The 15,452-nt window shown below is 64.5% G+C and carries 14 protein-coding genes; 4 read left to right on the forward strand and 10 right to left on the reverse strand.

Features of this window, described 5'->3' with window-relative positions; all coding sequences use genetic code 11:
* The 9 genes from GGR00_RS23990 to GGR00_RS24030 form a co-directional block, all read right to left on the reverse strand.
* A complete protein-coding gene (locus GGR00_RS23990; protein ID WP_055976081.1) occupies nucleotides 1-738 on the reverse strand; it encodes a GltB/FmdC/FwdC-like GXGXG domain-containing protein in 738 nt (245 codons plus the stop codon).
* Nucleotides 739-742: 4 nt separating this feature from the next.
* Nucleotides 743-1,639: a class II glutamine amidotransferase gene (locus GGR00_RS23995; protein ID WP_184701665.1), complete on the reverse strand. Its 897-nt coding sequence runs from the start codon at nucleotides 1,637-1,639 to the stop codon at nucleotides 743-745.
* Nucleotides 1,640-2,024: 385 nt separating this feature from the next.
* A complete protein-coding gene (locus GGR00_RS24000) occupies nucleotides 2,025-2,762 on the reverse strand; it encodes a helix-turn-helix domain-containing protein (RefSeq protein WP_184701667.1) in 738 nt (245 codons plus the stop codon).
* A gap of 161 nt (nucleotides 2,763-2,923) precedes the next feature.
* The gene (locus GGR00_RS24005; protein ID WP_184701669.1) at nucleotides 2,924-4,225 is read right to left on the reverse strand and encodes a glycerate kinase type-2 family protein; all 1,302 of its coding nucleotides are present in this window, start codon (nucleotides 4,223-4,225) and stop codon (nucleotides 2,924-2,926) included.
* Nucleotides 4,225-5,193, reverse strand: a complete 969-nt coding sequence (locus tag GGR00_RS24010; RefSeq protein WP_184701671.1) for a 2-hydroxyacid dehydrogenase — start codon at nucleotides 5,191-5,193, stop codon at nucleotides 4,225-4,227. Before GGR00_RS24010 ends, GGR00_RS24005 begins: the two co-directional genes overlap by 1 nt.
* 162 nt (nucleotides 5,194-5,355) lie before the next feature.
* On the reverse strand, nucleotides 5,356-6,255 hold the full coding sequence (gene sucD / locus GGR00_RS24015; RefSeq protein ID WP_184701673.1) for a succinate--CoA ligase subunit alpha: 900 nt from the start codon (nucleotides 6,253-6,255) through the stop codon (nucleotides 5,356-5,358).
* Nucleotides 6,256-6,266: 11 nt separating this feature from the next.
* Nucleotides 6,267-7,451 (reverse strand): malate--CoA ligase subunit beta, encoded by a 1,185-nt coding sequence (locus GGR00_RS24020; protein ID WP_184701675.1) that lies wholly within the window; start codon nucleotides 7,449-7,451, stop codon nucleotides 6,267-6,269.
* A 13-nt stretch (nucleotides 7,452-7,464) separates the two neighbouring features.
* Entirely contained in the window at nucleotides 7,465-8,430 is a 966-nt protein-coding gene (locus GGR00_RS24025) for an HpcH/HpaI aldolase/citrate lyase family protein (RefSeq protein WP_184701677.1), read from the reverse strand.
* A gap of 22 nt (nucleotides 8,431-8,452) precedes the next feature.
* Nucleotides 8,453-9,643 carry an aminotransferase class V-fold PLP-dependent enzyme gene (locus GGR00_RS24030; protein WP_184701679.1) on the reverse strand — a complete coding sequence of 397 codons (1,191 nt, stop codon included), beginning with the start codon at nucleotides 9,641-9,643 and terminating at the stop codon, nucleotides 8,453-8,455.
* A 297-nt stretch (nucleotides 9,644-9,940) separates the two neighbouring features.
* On the opposite strand from GGR00_RS24030, the gene GGR00_RS24035 reads away from it, so the two are divergent.
* Nucleotides 9,941-11,182: a S41 family peptidase gene (locus GGR00_RS24035; RefSeq protein WP_184701681.1), complete on the forward strand. Its 1,242-nt coding sequence runs from the start codon at nucleotides 9,941-9,943 to the stop codon at nucleotides 11,180-11,182.
* 11 nt (nucleotides 11,183-11,193) lie between these two features.
* Here GGR00_RS24035 and GGR00_RS24040 read toward each other — a convergent pair whose 3' ends face one another.
* Nucleotides 11,194-12,519: an NAD(P)/FAD-dependent oxidoreductase gene (locus tag GGR00_RS24040; protein WP_184701683.1), complete on the reverse strand. Its 1,326-nt coding sequence runs from the start codon at nucleotides 12,517-12,519 to the stop codon at nucleotides 11,194-11,196.
* A 134-nt stretch (nucleotides 12,520-12,653) separates the two neighbouring features.
* Between GGR00_RS24040 and GGR00_RS24045 the strand changes: the two genes are divergently transcribed.
* The 3 genes from GGR00_RS24045 to GGR00_RS24055 are packed head-to-tail and all read left to right on the forward strand — an operon-like array spanning nucleotide 12,654 to nucleotide 15,354.
* Nucleotides 12,654-13,595, forward strand: a complete 942-nt coding sequence (locus tag GGR00_RS24045) for a nucleoside hydrolase (protein WP_184701684.1) — start codon at nucleotides 12,654-12,656, stop codon at nucleotides 13,593-13,595.
* 11 nt (nucleotides 13,596-13,606) lie between these two features.
* Nucleotides 13,607-14,203 carry a TetR/AcrR family transcriptional regulator gene (locus GGR00_RS24050; protein ID WP_184701686.1) on the forward strand — a complete coding sequence of 199 codons (597 nt, stop codon included), beginning with the start codon at nucleotides 13,607-13,609 and terminating at the stop codon, nucleotides 14,201-14,203.
* Between the two features lie 32 nt (nucleotides 14,204-14,235).
* On the forward strand, nucleotides 14,236-15,354 hold the full coding sequence (locus GGR00_RS24055) for a pyridoxal phosphate-dependent aminotransferase (protein WP_184701688.1): 1,119 nt from the start codon (nucleotides 14,236-14,238) through the stop codon (nucleotides 15,352-15,354).
* Nucleotides 15,355-15,452 lie beyond the last annotated feature (98 nt).

A 15,452-nucleotide genomic window follows, 5' to 3' on the forward strand; every position in this document is an offset into this window, starting at 1 on the left:
TCAGTATGCGTCAGCGTTGTCGATGTTGAAGTTGTAGAGCGTGCGCGCCGAACCGTAGCGCGAGAACTCCTCCGGCTTCACGTCGGTGATGCCGGCGCGGTCGAGCAGGTCCTGCAGGATGGCGATGTGCTCTGGGCGCATTTCCTTCTTGATGCAGTCGGCGCCGAGGCTCTTGACCGAGCCGCGAACGAACAGGCGGGCTTCGTAGATCGAGTCGCCGAGCGCGTCGCCGGCGTCGCCGAGCACAACCAGGTTGCCGGACTGGGCCATGAAGGCCGACATATGGCCAATGTTGCCACGCACGAGGATGTTGATGCCCTTCATCGAGATGCCGCAACGCGACGAAGCGTTGCCTTCGATGACCAGCAGGCCGCCGCGACCGGTGGCGCCGGCGTACTGGCTGGCGTCGCCCTTCACGATGATGGTGCCCGACATCATGTTTTCACCGACGCCCGGGCCGGCCGAGCCATGCACGGTGATCGTCGAGAGCTGGTTCATGCCGCCGCAATAGTAGCCGACGCTGCCCTGCACATCGATCGAGATCGGATGCTCGGCGCCAACGGCAACCGCGTGGCTGCCCTTGGGATTGATGACTTCCCAGTTCGGTTCGGTGGAAGCGTCCTTCACCTCGTGCAGCGCCTGGTTGAACTCGCGCAGCGTGTTCTTCGAAAGATCGAACACCTTCGGCGCGTAGTTGACCTGGTGCAGGGGGGACGTCGCAAGATTCGTTGAATGCATAGTCTCAGTGCTCCCAGAAATAGACGGTGGAGGGCTCAGGCTCCCAGACCTTGGCGTCTTCGATGCCAGGCAGGTTGGCGAGCGCGCGATACTCGGAACCGAAAGCGACATACTGGTCGGTTTCGGCCATGACGGCGGGCTTGCAGGAGATCGGATCACGGACGACGCCGAAGCCGTTCTTGGTACCGACCACGAAGGTGAAGAAGCCGTCGAGGTCATTGAGGCTGCTTTCCAGCGCCTCGCCGAGGTTCTGGCCGTGCGCGATCTTGGACGACAGGTAGGCAGCGGCGACCTCGGTGTCGTTCTCGGTCTCGAAGCGCATGCCGTCGCGGATCAGCTCGCGGCGCAGGTTGTTGTGGTTCGACAGCGAGCCGTTGTGCACCAGGCACTGGTCCGGGCCGGTCGAGAAAGGATGCGCGCCGAGCGTGGTGACGGCGGATTCGGTGGCCATGCGGGTATGGCCGATGCCGTGGCTGCCGCTCATCTTGGTGACGTCGAAGCGCTTCACGACTTCGACCGGCAGGCCGACTTCCTTGTAGATTTCGATCGCTTCGCCAGCGCCCATGACGCGAACGTCCGGGCGAAGCTCGGAGAGAGCCGCGCGGGCTTCGGCGATCTTATCGGACGGAACGTCCAGCACCGCATGGGTGGACTTCACTGCCGACGAAACCTTGGCGTTGATCTTCTTGCCGAGTTCGGCGTCAAGACCCTTGAAATCCACGTCCGGGGTAGCCGACTGGATGGTGATCTTGCCATGACCCTTGGTGCCGCCGCCGTAAATGGCGATGCCCGCGCTATCGGGGCCGCGATCGGTCATGGTTACGAGCATTTCGGACAGCAGCGCGCCCAATTGGGGCTCCAGCGACTTGTCCTTGAGAAAGAGTCCTACAATTCCGCACATCCCAGTTTCCTCACCTGATTGGCTGCCTGTGACAAAAGCTAGCAGGTTCCCGAGGTCAATTCAACTGTCATGAATTTTTTATTCCTGTAGAAAAACAAGAAAGCGACAATTCGGCCACTCGAGCTGACGCAAGGGCAGCGTCCGCACGGTTTTTCGCCGCCCGGCGCGGAATTTCAGGGCCGGCAGCCAGTCGGAACGTTGAAAATTCAGCTATGGGGGCTCGCGCAGCGAGGCCGACTGCCGACTTTCAGACATGCAAGAGTCCGCAGCCGGCGCATTGCTCGCAGTTGCCCGCGGTCAAGCCGACCTTGGGCCAGTCGATGGAAATTGTGGATGCAAGCGGTCAGGTCCAGGGACGAGTGGCAACGCTCGCCCTGTCCGAAAGCTAGTCGCCGCCGCGGCCGCGTGGATAAGAAATGATCGACAGGTACCTGATCGGCAGATGGGTCAGTTCTTCCGGGCCATGCGGCGCATCGGCGTCGAAAAACAGGCTGTCGCCCGGCGTCATGCGGTAGAGGTTGTTGCTATGCCGGTAAACCACCTCGCCTTCCAGCATGTAGAGGAACTCCATGCCGTCATGCTGGAAGGTGGGGAAGACATCCGAGTCTTCCGACAGCGTGATCAGATAGGGCTCGACCGTCACGCCCGAAGTGTCCGAACCGATGTGGCCAAGCAGCGTATATTGGTGTCCGGCGCGGGTGCCGCGGCGCTCGACGTCGACCCCTTCGTTCGCCTTGACGAACACTGCGTTGCGCTCTTCCTCGAAGCGGCGGAAGAAGGCAGTCACCGGCACGCCAAGCGCACGTGAAAGCGCCTGCAGCGTCGTCAACGACGGCGAGGTGATTCCGTTCTCGATCTTGGACAACATGCCGAGCGAGATATCGGTGGCCGAGGCAAGATCGGCGACGGTGATGCCGAGCTTCTTGCGGAAGGCGCGGACCTCGTGGCCGATCGCCACCTCCAGCACCTTTTCGCGGGTATCCCGCGTCGCATGCGGATCCTGGGACAACGGCGAGACGCGTGACAGCGCCGATTTGGCCGCGACGGCGGGTATGGCCGCCGACAGGGCCTTGCCATTCTTCTTCGAGTGTCCGTGCTTTTCCGCTGCCTTGGCCTTCGTCATGTCGATGCCGTCTGCTCCTGCTCGCTGAATCTATTTCACCGAGAGTAAACATTTTAGGCAAAATGCACAACAGGTGTAAGGCCGCAGTCCACGGATTGGGCATCCACGACAGTAATCGGTCGAGAATTCACCTTCGGCCGGGCTGGCCGGGACAGTTACCGCTACTGCATCAGAAGTATTTGCAGATCGGCGACGTTCGTGCCGGTGGCGCCGGTCATCACCAGGTCGCCGGACGACGCCAGCGCATGATAGGAGTCGTTGTTCTGAAGCAGGGCCACCGGATTGCACCCCAGCTTGCGCATCCAGGTGGTCGATCCGGCATCGACGATCGCGCCTGCGGCATCCGTGGGGCCATCGCGACCGTCCGTGCCGCCGCTCAGGAAAACCCAGGGACGCTTGATCGAGGTCCATTCGTTGAGCAACGCGAAACGCAGCGCCAGTTCCTGGTTGCGACCGCCCTTGCCGTTGCCGGCAACCCGTACCGTCGGCTCGCCGCCGGCAACGATCGCCACCGGCCCGCGCTGGCTGGCCGCGAATACCGCCATGCGGTGCAGCGTCTTGGCGACATCGGAGACGTCGCCGCTCAGCCAGTCATCCGCCTTGACGACGACAGGGTAATTGGTGCCGGCGCTGTTCATCACCCGCTGCAGGCTGATGCCATTGGAACCAATGACGATATTTTCGACATGCTCGAAGGTCGACGCCGGCTGTTCGCTTTCGAGGACGAAGTCGAGATGCGCCTTCAGGGCCGGAGACAATGTCTTGATCAGGCCGTAGCGGCCAAGAATGTCGATGGCATCGGCCTGGCTGGCCGACGGGCGCGCCGTCGGGCCGCTGGCGATGGTGCCGACATCGTCACCCGGCACATCCGACAGGATGAGCGACAGCATCTTGGCCTGCGAGGCGAGCTGTGCCAGGCGCCCGCCCTTGAGCCGCGAGAACAACTGCCGGACCGCGTTGATCTCGCTGATGTCGGCGCCGCAGCGGATCAGCGTGTCGTTGAGTTCGATCTTGTCGGCGAGTCCAATGCCCGCCGCCGGAGCGCAGGTGAGCGCAGAACCACCGCCGCTGACCAGCACCAGGACCAGGTCGCCCGGTTCGGCGGAACGGGCCGCACGTTCGATCGCCTCGGCGCCCCTGATGCTGCCCTCGTCGGGAAGCGGATGGCCCCCGGCAATCACCTCGACGCCATCGATCTCAGCACGGTTCTCGAGGTTGGTCACTGCGCAGGCGGAGACCAGCTTGCCAGCGACGAAGGGCAGCGCGGCACGCGCCATCGGGCACGCCGCCTTGCCGAAGGCGATCAGGATCACGCGCCTTGCGGCGGCGATCTCGCCCAGTCTCGTTTCGAGCGCGGCGGTGACCGCCTGCTCGGGATCCGACGCTGCGATGCCTTCGCGAAACAGGGCCATTGCCTGCGCGCGAAGCTTGACCAGGGCCGATACCGAGCAGTCGAGATACATCACACCACCTTGTCGGGTACGGCGCGGCCCTCAAAGAAAGCGGTCAGATTGTCCACCGCCTTCATGCCCATGGCCACGCGGGTTTCTTCGGTAGCGCTGCCGAGATGCGGCAACAGCACCACATTTTCCATACGCATCAACGCGCCGGGCACATCGGGCTCGCCGTCATAGACGTCGAGGCCAGCACCAGCGATCTCGCCGCTGTCGAGCGCCGCGACCAGGGCCTTCTGGTCGACGACGTCGCCACGCGCCGTGTTGATCAGGAACGCGCCGCGCTTCATCGCGCCCAGGCGTTCCGCATTGATCAGGTGCCGGTTCTCGGCTCCACCCGGGCAATGCAGCGAGACGAAGTCGGCCTGCGCCAGCACGTCCTCGATCGAGGCCAGTTGGCGCGCGCCCATGGCGCGGGTTTCCTCGTCGTCGACCTTCGAGCGGTTGTAGAAGACGACATCCATGTCGAAGCCGAAATGCGCGCGCTTGGCCATCGCCTTGCCAATGCGGCCCATGCCGATGATGCCGATCGTCTTGCCGGTGACCTTGGCACCGATCATGTGCGTCGGGCACCATCCGGCCCACTGGCCGGCGCGCAGCTGGCGCTCGCCCTCGCCTGCCCGCCGGGCAACCGAAAGCAGGAGGCTCATGCCGATGTCGGCGGTGCAATCGGTCAACACGCCGGGCGTGTTCGTCACGACGATGCCGCGCGCCTGTGCGGCGTCGGTGTCGATGTGGCTGAAGCCGACGCCGAAATTCGCAAGGATCTTGGTCCGGACATCGGCGTCAGGAAACACACCCGCCGGCAGCTTGTCGCTGACGGTCGGCAGGATCGCGTCAAAATTCAGGAACGCTGCCTTGAGCTCGGTCGGGCCCAGCGGCGCGTCGCCCTGATTAAAGGTCGTGTCGAACCGCTCCGCCAGGATTTGCTCGACTGCCGCCGGCCAGCGGCGCGTGACGATAACGCGAGGTTTCATTTCAATTCCTTGATCATGCTTGGAACGCCGCATGGCCCTGATGGACATACAAACGGCACTCTAGCAGTTCGCAGCGACAGATCGTGCAACGGATCATCAATAATCGGCCGTGCCGATGGGCGAAAAAAGGGAGCCGGTCGGTGCCGGCTCCCGAAGGCCGGGTCAGGCGGCCTTCTTCTGCTGCTCGAGCACGCCTTGAACCGTCGGACCGAAGGCGGCCGGGGTCGGCACGATGGTCACGCCGGCGTCGCGCAGGATCTCGACTTTTTCCTGAGCGGATTCGCCGAAGGCCGAGATGATGGCGCCAGCATGGCCCATGCGCTTGCCCTTCGGCGCCGAAAGGCCGGCGATGTAGGCGATCAGCGGTTTGCGCATGTGGTGCTTGGCCCATTCGGCGGCCTCGGCTTCCTGTGGACCGCCGATTTCGCCAATCATCACCACCGCATCGGTGTCGGGGTCTTCCTCGAAGAGCTTGAGGATGTCCTTGAAAGACGAGCCGTTGATGGGGTCGCCGCCAATACCGACCGAGGTCGAAACGCCGATGCCGAGTGCCTTCATCTGCGAGGCAGCCTCGTAGCCGAGGGTGCCTGAGCGGCCGACGATGCCGACGCGGCCCGGCAGGTAGATATTGCCGGGCATGATGCCCATCAGTGCCTGGCCTGGCGTGATGACACCGGCGCAGTTAGGGCCGACAAGGCGCATGCGGTCTTCATAGCGGAACCGGCGCATGTAGCGCTTGACGCGCATCATGTCCTGCGAAGGAATGCCGTCGGTGATGCAGACGCAGAGCTTGAGGCCTGCGTCAGCCGCTTCCATGATCGAGTCCGCCGCAAAGGGCGGCGGCACGAATACGATTGAGGCTTCGGCTCCGGTCTCGCGCACCGCGCCCCTGACCGTGTTGAAGACCGGGATGCCCTGGTGGACAAGTCCGCCCTTGCCGGGAGTGACGCCACCAACCACGTTGGTGCCGTAGCGCTTCATGTCGTCGGCGTGGAAGCTGCCGATCTTGCCGGTCAGACCCTGGACGATGACGCGCGTCCGGCGATTCAATAGAACTGCCATTTCGACCTCCCTTAGTTCTTTTTTGATTTCGAATAGGCGCGCATCGCCTCGACAGATTTCTCGGCCGCCTCGGCGAGCGTGTCGGCGACGATCACCTGTTCGCCCGACTCGGCCAGGATGCGCCGGCCCTCCTCCACGTTGGTTCCGGCAAGCCGCACCACGAGAGGCACCTTGACGCCAACTTCGCGGATTGCCTTGATGACGCCCTCGGCGACCCAGTCGCAGCGGTTGATACCGGCGAAGATGTTGACGAGGATGGTCTCGATGTTCTTGTCGGCAAGCACGGCGCGGAAGGCCTTGGCAACGCGCTCAGGCGAGGCGCCGCCACCGATGTCGAGGAAGTTCGCCGGCTCGCCGCCTGCGATCTTGATCATGTCCATGGTCGCCATGGCCAGGCCGGCACCGTTGATGATGCAACCGATGTTGCCGTCGAGGCCGACATAGGACAGGCCGCGGTCGCTGGCGAAGGTTTCGCGCGGGTCTTCCTGCGACTTGTCGCGCAATTCCGAGATTTCGGCGCGGCGGAACAGCGCGTTTTCGTCGAACGACATCTTGGCGTCGAGCGCGATCAGGTTGCCGTCGCGGGTGATGACCAGCGGGTTGATCTCGAGCATCGAGGCGTCGAAGTCGCGGAAGACACGATAGCAGCCGAGCAGTGTGTCGACGGCCTTGCCGATCAGGCTGTTGTCGAGGCCGAGGCCAAAGGCGATCTCGCGTGCCTGGAACTGCTGCATGCCAGCGCCCGGATCGACGATGGCGCGGATGATCGAGTCGGGCTGCTTTTCGGCAATCTCCTCGATCTCCATGCCGCCCGAAGCCGAAGCCACGATCATGACGCGTTCCGACTTACGGTCGAGCACGATGCCGAGGTAGAGTTCCTGGCGGATGTCGACGGTTTCCTCGACATAGAGGCGCGACACCAGCTTGCCCTTGGGGCCGGTCTGATGCGTTACCAGCTTGCGGCCGAGCATCGACTCCGCGGCTTCCGATACTTCGTTGTCGGAGCTGCAGATGCGGATGCCGCCGGCCTTGCCGCGGGCACCGGAATGGATCTGGGCCTTGACTACCCACTTGCCGCCGCCGATCTCGCTGGCGCGATAGGTCGCCTGCTCGGGGCTGTAGGCCAGCCCACCGCGCGGGATCTGCACCGAGTAGCGGGCGAGCAGTTCCTTGGCCTGATATTCATGAATATCCATGTCGAACTCCTCCTCAGTTTGGCAGGCTCGTGCGCGACCGCGCCGACTGCTCGATTGCCTCGTGCATGACCAGCACATTGCGCGCCATACGTTCGGATGCTGCGTCGATCATCTTGCCGTCGAGAGCGGCTGCGCCCTTGCCTTGTTCCTCGGCTTCCTTGAGCACTTCGATGATGCGGCGCGCGCGGGTGACTTCCTTTTCCGGCGGCGAGAATACGGCGTTGGCCAGCTCGATCTGCGAGGGGTGGATCGCCCACTTGCCCTCGATGCCGAGCGCCGCGGCACGTTTTGCACCGGCGATGTAGCCCTCGGGGTCGGAGAAATCGCCAAACGGTCCGTCGATGGGACGCAGGCCATAGGCGCGGCAGGCAACCGTCATGCGCGACAGGGCGGCGTGCCACTGGTCACCCGGATAGTCGGGGTTGAGGCCGCCGATGCTGACTGTGCGCGCCTTGCAGCTTGCAGCATAGTCGGCAACGCCGAAATGCATCGCCTCGAGACGGCCGCCATAGGCGGCGATCGCCTCGACATTGGCCATGCCAAGCGCCGTCTCGATCAGGGCCTCGAGGCCGACACGGGTCTTGAAGCCCTTGGCGGTCTCGATCTGGGTGACCATGGCGTCGACCATGTAAAGGTCGGCGGGAACGCCGACCTTGGGCACCAGGATGGTGTCGAGCTTGTCGCCGGCCTGCTCCATCACGTCGACCACGTCGCGGTACATGTAATGGGTGTCTAGGCCGTTGATGCGGACCGAAATGGTCTTGCCCTTGGCGCGCCAGTCGATCTCGTTGAGCGCCTGGATGATGTTCTTGCGCGCCCGCTCCTTGTCCGGCGGTGCGACCGCATCCTCGATGTCGAGGAAGATGTAGTCGGCTTCACCGTCGGCGGCCTTCTTGATCATCTCCGGATTGGAGCCCGGTACTGCGAGTTCGCTGCGCTGCAGGCGAAGCTTGCGCAGATGATGGAGTGTATGGCTCATACTGTTTCCTCCCTGTTCTGCGTCAAGCTGCTTTGGCGACGGCCGGCTGAGCCGACAGGCGGTAGTGCTCGAGTGCCGCACCGACGCCGGAGCCGGGCTGGATCTTGACGCCGCAGTCGCGCAACGACATCTCGGCAGCCGAAATCGCACCGCACATCATCACTTCGTTGACCCAGCCGAGATGGCCGATGCGGAACACCTTGCCGGCGACCTTGTTGAGGCCGACGCCGAGCGAGGTCTGGTAGCCGTGGAAGGCGCGACGAACGACGTCGGCACTGTCGATGCCCTCGGGAACCAGGATCGCGCTGACCGTGTCGGAATTCCACTTGGCTTCCTTGGCACAGACACGCAGGCCCCAGGCGTCGACTGCCTTGCGCACGCCGGTTGCCAGGCGGTGATGACGCTCGAAGATGTTGTCCAGGCCTTCTTCCTGGATCAGGTCGAGGGCAGCGCGCATGCCGCGAAGGAGCTGCACCGCCGGCGTGTAGGGGAAGTAGCCGGTATCGTTGGCGCGTATCTGGTCCTCGAAGGAGAAGTAGCAGCGGCTGTACTTCGCCGACTTTGCCGCATCGAGCGCCTTCTGGCTGACCGACAGGAAGCCGAGGCCGGGCGGCAGCATGAAGCCCTTCTGCGAGCCGGAAACGGCGCAGTCGACGCCCCATTCTTCCTGGCGGAAATCGATCGAACCGACCGACGAGACACCATCGACGAACAGCAGCGCCGGGTGCTTGGCAGCATTCAGCGCAGCGCGCACCGCGCCAACGTCGCTGGTCACGCCAGTGGCGGTTTCATTGTGGGTGACGAAGACCGCCTTGATGCGGTGCTGCTTGTCGGCAGCGAGACGCTCTGCGTAGATCTCGACCGGGACGCCCGTGCCCCACTCGGCGTCGACGACGTCGACGTCGAGGCCAAAACGCTCGGCCATGTCGACCCAGAGGTGCGAGAACTGGCCGAAGCGCGACATCAGCACGCGGTCGCCGGGGCTCAGCGTATTGGTGATGGCCGACTCCCAGGCACCGGTGCCCGAGGACGGGAAGATGAAGGCGCGGCCGGTCTCGTTGCGGAAAACCTTCATCAGGTCAGTGAAGAGGCCACGGGTGAAGCTCGGATAATCCGGCGCGCGCATGTCCTCCATCGGCATGTTCATTGCCTGCCGGACGGTTTCCGGAACGTTGGTCGGTCCTGGAACGAAAAGCTGATTGAAGCCGGCCATGAAAAGTCCTCCCGGAGAATGTTGCGGCGTGGTGCCTGTCTGTGGCGTTCGGGAAGATGATCGGTTTTGCCCCGACCGCTCACAACACCTGTCGGGATAGATTCGCGGACCTTGGGGCGTTGGGTGGCGCCTACACTTTCAGATGCACGGACCTCCTATCGGATAGGTCGGAACCTACCCGGCGCCACGATGGCCCAAGCATGTTGCCGGCTCACGGAATGTTGTCATCGAAGGGCTCGTTCCGGACTCGGTTCGGTCTGATAATGGCGCAACTGGCGAACGGACCGGCCCAAGGACATGAAAACCCTCACCTCCCTGGCAGTGACCGCCTGGCTCACGCTCACGGCTCCGCATTCGCTGGCGGACGAGCCGCCTCGTTCCGGCCAGCTCGTATTCGACAGGGCGGTCGAACTGGTGATCGGCCATTACCATGACACGTCGGCGCTCGAGCGGTTCGGCGCCGTGGTGAAGCAAGAGATAGCGGTTGCGCCGATCAGGGCGGACACGCCCAGGATTCGGGTCAACGAGGCGATCGATAGGGTGCTTGCCAGCCTCGGCGCATCCCATACCGGGCGTTTCCAGCCCGACACCATCGCCTATTTCGAACTGGCCGACATCTTCCGCTTTGCGATCCGCAACGACTTGAGGCGGCTGTTTCCGCCGGACGGCGAGGTCAGCTATCCCGGCATAGGCATGATCGTGCAACCGGCCAACGGCGCGCTGTTCGTCAGCGACGTCTATGACGGCTCGCCGGCGGCCCGCGCCGGCATGCTGGTCGGCGACGAGGTCCTTTCGGTCGATGGCGCGCCCTACCATGAGATCGCCTCGTTCCGCGACAAGATCGGCCGCAGCGTGGACATGCGGATACGACGAAGCGCCGGCGCCCAGCCCGTGACGATAAAGATCGCGGTGGAGCGGTTGCGCCCGCTGCGAACGTTCGAAAAGGCCATTGAAGACAGCGTCACCGTGAGCGAGCGCAACGGCAAACGTATAGGCTATGTCAGGCTATGGACGCTTTCGGCGCCCGATGGCCTGGACATCGTCGCCCGCGAGCTTGCCGACGGCCGCCTCAAGGACGCCGACGGCCTGGTCGTCGACCTGCGCGGGCGTTGGGGTGGCGGTCCCTCCGATGCGGCGGAACTCTTGGTCGGCGACACCCCGACGTTCCGGCTTATCCAGCGCGACGGCGAGGCGACGCTTGCCAATATGCGCTGGCGACGGCCCGTCATAGCCATCATCGACGAAGGGGCGAGAAGCGGGCTGGAACTCTTCGCCTATGCCCTGAAGACCAACGGCATTCCGCTTGTCGGAGCGCGAACGGCCGGCGCGTTGCTGGCTGGGCGCGCCTATCTCCTGCCCGACGACAGCCTGCTCGAAGTGGCGGTGTCGGACGCCGTCATCGGCGACGATGTCCGGCTCGAAGGGCGCGGCGTCGAGCCGGACATTCCCGTGGCTTTCAGCCTCCCCTATGCCGCGGGTCGCGACCCGCAGCGCGACGCCGCGCTGGAGCAGATGGGCCGCATCCTGACCGGCGGCTGATCCAGCCCGGGTCAGACGCCCGTGGTCGGGCGATGCTTGGTGCCGTCGATGAACCGTTCATAGCGGAACGCCGTTGGGTCCACCAACGGCCGGTTGCCGGTAACGAGGTCGGCCGCCAGCCGCCCCGCAGCCGGACCGATGCCAAAGCCATGGCCGGAAAAGCCGGTGGCGATCACCAGCCCCGGCAGCGAGTTGACCGGAGAGATGACAGGCACCGCGTCGGGTGTCGCATCGATGAAGCCGGCCCAGCGCTGCACGGTAGGCACGCCCTTCAGCACGGGGAAGACCTTTTCCATGTTGGCGCGTGCCTGCTCCAGCGGCGCAACCGCAGGCGCCGGATCGAGCGTGCGATGGCGTTCGTAGACGCTGCCTTCGCCTTCCAGCTTGGGCGACATCCCCCACGGGCCGCCGACGAACTCGCCGAAACGCAAGCCGACCGAGCGCCACTCGCGCGACAGGATCGGCAGGAAGTCGGCGAGATAGCGGAAGCTGTCAGGTATCAGATGGTGGTAGCTGATCATGCCATTGGCAATGGTGTAGCCGCCGTCGAGGCGCTTGCGGTAGGCAAAACCCTCGGTCCAGGCCGCACCATTCGGGCCACCCTCGACCGGGCCGGTGCGCATGACCGACGAACGCACGGCAAGCTGTGGCAGGCGGATACCCAGCGAACGACACAGCGTGCTCGACCATGCACCTGCGGCGACAACCACAGTGCCAGCCCGGATCGGGCCGTTCTCGGTGACGACGCCCGAGACACGGCCGCCTTCGGTCTCGATCCCGAGCACGGCGCAGCGCAACAGAATACCGGCGCCGGCGCGCTGGGCAGCGCGCGCGATCGCCGGTGCTGCCTTTTGCGGTTCGGCGCGACCGTCGCTCGGCGTGTGCAGTGCCGCGCGGAATGTCTTGCGCGCACCGGGCATCAGGTCTGCAAGCGCCCTGCCCTCGATCATCCTGCTGTCGAGGCCATAGTCGCCGGCGCTCTTCAGCCAGTCGGCATGATGTTCGACGTCGCTATCGTCCTGGCAGAGATAGAGAATGCCGGTGCGGCGAAAGCCGACGTCCTCGCCGACCAGTTCCTCGATGCCGCCCCACATGTTCATCGCCTCGACGATCAGCGGCAATTCGCGCGGATCGCGGCCCATGCGCCGGCACCAGCCCCAGTTCCGGCTCGATTGCTCGCCGGCGACATGCCCCTTCTCGCAGACGACGACGGAAATCCCCTTCCTCGCCAGGAACAGCGCGGCACTGACGCCGATGATGCCGCCCCCGACGATGATGACGTCGGCGCTCTTCGGCTGGAGGTCGCCAGCGGGAACCGGATCGACTGGAGGCCCCATTCATTTCTCTCCAATGAGCCAACAGCAGGTGCCCCGTGCCGGCTTGAAAATAACATACAGTACTGTATGCATGACGCTCGATTTCTTGCAATGCCGCCGGAGGCTATCCGGCGATCGAACCGGGGGAAAGTGCCATGTCGCCACGCAAGATCATTATCGACACCGACCCCGGCCAGGACGACGCATTCGCCATCCTTTTCGCGCTCGGCTCGCCCGAACTGGAGGTGCTTGCCCTGACCACCGTCGGCGGCAACGTGCCGCTGGCACTGACCTCGCGCAACGCCCTGCAGATCGCCGAACTCGCCGGCCGCGCCGACGTACCGGTCTATGCCGGCTGTTCGCGGCCGATGGTCAAGGCGCTCAAGACCGCCGAATACGTCCACGGCCCGACCGGCATCGACGGCTGCGTCCTGCCCGAACCGAGCAGGTCATTGCAGGACAAGCATGCCGTCAACTTCCTGGTCGACACGTTGATGGCCGCTCCCGAAGGCGAGATCACCGTCTGCACGCTCGGCCCCATGACCAACCTCGGCATGGCCATGGTGATGGAACCGCGCATCATCCCGCGCATCCGCGAAGTGGTTCTGATGGGCGGCGGCTTCTTCGAGGGCGGCAACGCCACGCCAGCCGCCGAATTCAACATCTGGGTCGATCCGCACGCGGCAGCCGTCGTGTTCGATTCCGGCGTGCCGGTGACCATGGCCGGTATCGATTGCACCTACACCGCCCAGATGACGCCGGAATGGCTGCAGCAGCTTCGCGCCTTGGGCACCCGCTCGGCCGTCGAGGCCGCCAACATGGCCGACTTCTACCGCCAGTACGGCTCGCACAAGTTCCCGACCGAGGCCCGGCCTATCCACGACGCCTGCGTCACCGGCTATCTGCTGGCGCCGCATCTCTACGAGCAGAAGCAGTGCAACGTCACCATCGAACTGATGTCGCCGGAGACCATCGGCATGACCGTGGTCGACTGGTGGCACGTCACCGGCCGGCGCAAGAACTGCAACGTGCTGCGCCGCATCGATGCCGACGGTTTCTTCGCGCTGATGCTGGAGCGCTTCGCCAACCTGCCCTGAGGGACGACGAGATGACGCGCGGCGCGAGCCCCGAACGGCCCACCAAACCCGAAACGCGGAAAACGCTGTCGCGCGAGGCGTGGATTGCGGCTGCCATCGCGACGCTGGAGAAGAAGGGCGTCGCCAACGTCAAGATCGACCACCTGTCCAGGCAGCTCAAGGTTACGCGCGGCAGCTTCTATTTCCACTTCAGGAACCTGAAGGACCTGCTCGACAGCCTTCTCGAGCAATGGCGGCAACGCAACTGCAAGCCCTTCGAGGCGCTGATCGACCAGGAGGTCATCGACGGCCCCGCCTATTTCGATGCCGTGACCGGCGTGTGGATCAGCGAGGACCCGTTCAGTCCGCGCCTCGACCTCGCCATCCGCGACTGGGCCCGCAGCTCGGCCGTGATTGCCCGCAAGGTGCAGTCCCAGGACGATTTTCGCATGGCGCTGCTCGTCCGCGCCTTTGCTGCCATGGGTTACGACGATGACGAGAGCCTGATCCGCGCCCGCATCACCTATTTCCAGCAGATCGGCTACTACGCCACCCACTTCAAGGAGCCGCCGGCCGACCGGAAGCGCTTCCGCTCGCTCTACACCAAGATCCTGATCGGCTCCGAATAACAGCGCCATCCCGCGTGAACCGAGGAAACGAAATGTCCCTGCCAGTGCCCTATCTGTCCGCCCGGACCCTGACGGTCGTCAAGAAGATCGACACGTCGGGTGCGCCGCGCGTCGTCAATCTCGGGCTCAACGAAAGCTGGCTCGGGGCTGCGCCCGGCGTGGTCGAGGCGATCCGCGAGGCGGCACCCCAGGTCTATCGCTATGCCGATCCGGGCTGCGGCACCATGCGCGCGGCCATCGGCAGGCAGTTCAATCTCGATCCGGCCCGCATCGTCTGCGGCAACGGCTCGGAGGAACTGCTCGACGCCGTCGGCCGCGTCTATGCGCGTGCCGGCGACGAGATCCTGTTCCCGGCCTACTCGTTCCTGCAGTTCGCCATCGTCGCCTACCGTCTCGGCGCCAAGGCGGTCGAAGCGCCGCTCGGGCCTCAATTCTCGGTCGATGTCGACGCGCTTCTGGCCGCCGTCACGCCGGCAACCCGCGTCATCTTCCTCGCCAACCCCAACAATCCAACCGGCTCGGTCGTGCCCATGGACGAGGTCGCGCGACTGGCACGTGAACTGCCGTCGCATATCGTGTTGGTGCTCGATGCGGCCTACGCCGAATATGTCGATCCCGCCGAGGCCGTCGCGACCTTCGAGATCGCCGACCGCCACCCCAACGTCATCGTCACCCGCACCTTCTCCAAGGCCTACGGATTGGCCTCCGCCCGCGCCGGCTGGGCCTACGCCCATCCGGAGGTCGTCGCCGCGCTGAACAACGTCCGCGGCATCGGGAACGTCAATGGACTGGCACAGGTGGCGGCGACGGTTGCCGTCGGCGAACAGGATTTCATCCAGCACGTCCGCGCCCGCACCGCCGAGGAGCGCGACTATCTCGAAGGCCAGTTGCGTACGCTCGGCTTCGAGATTTCGCCGAGCGCCGCCAATTTCGCCTTTGTCCGCCTGCCCGGCGCGTCGGAGGGCTGGGCGCAGGCGACGGTGGCACGGCTGGCCAAGCAGGGCTTCATCATCCGCTCCAACGAAGACTATGGCCTGCCCGAATGGCTGCGCATCTCGATCGCCGACCGTGCCGATCTCGATGAAATGCTTGCCCTGCTCCGCGTCGAAGCCCGCGCCGCAAACGGCGAGCAGCTGGCCGCCGGCGCTTAAACCATGCAAAAAAGCCCGGCGTGAGCCGGGCTTTTCCGAGTTGCTTTTGGCTTGGCGCTCCGAGCTTGCGGCTCAGTGGTCCATGGCCTTGACGATCT

The organism is Aminobacter aganoensis, assembly GCF_014206975.1.
GTDB lineage: Bacteria > Pseudomonadota > Alphaproteobacteria > Rhizobiales > Rhizobiaceae > Aminobacter > Aminobacter aganoensis.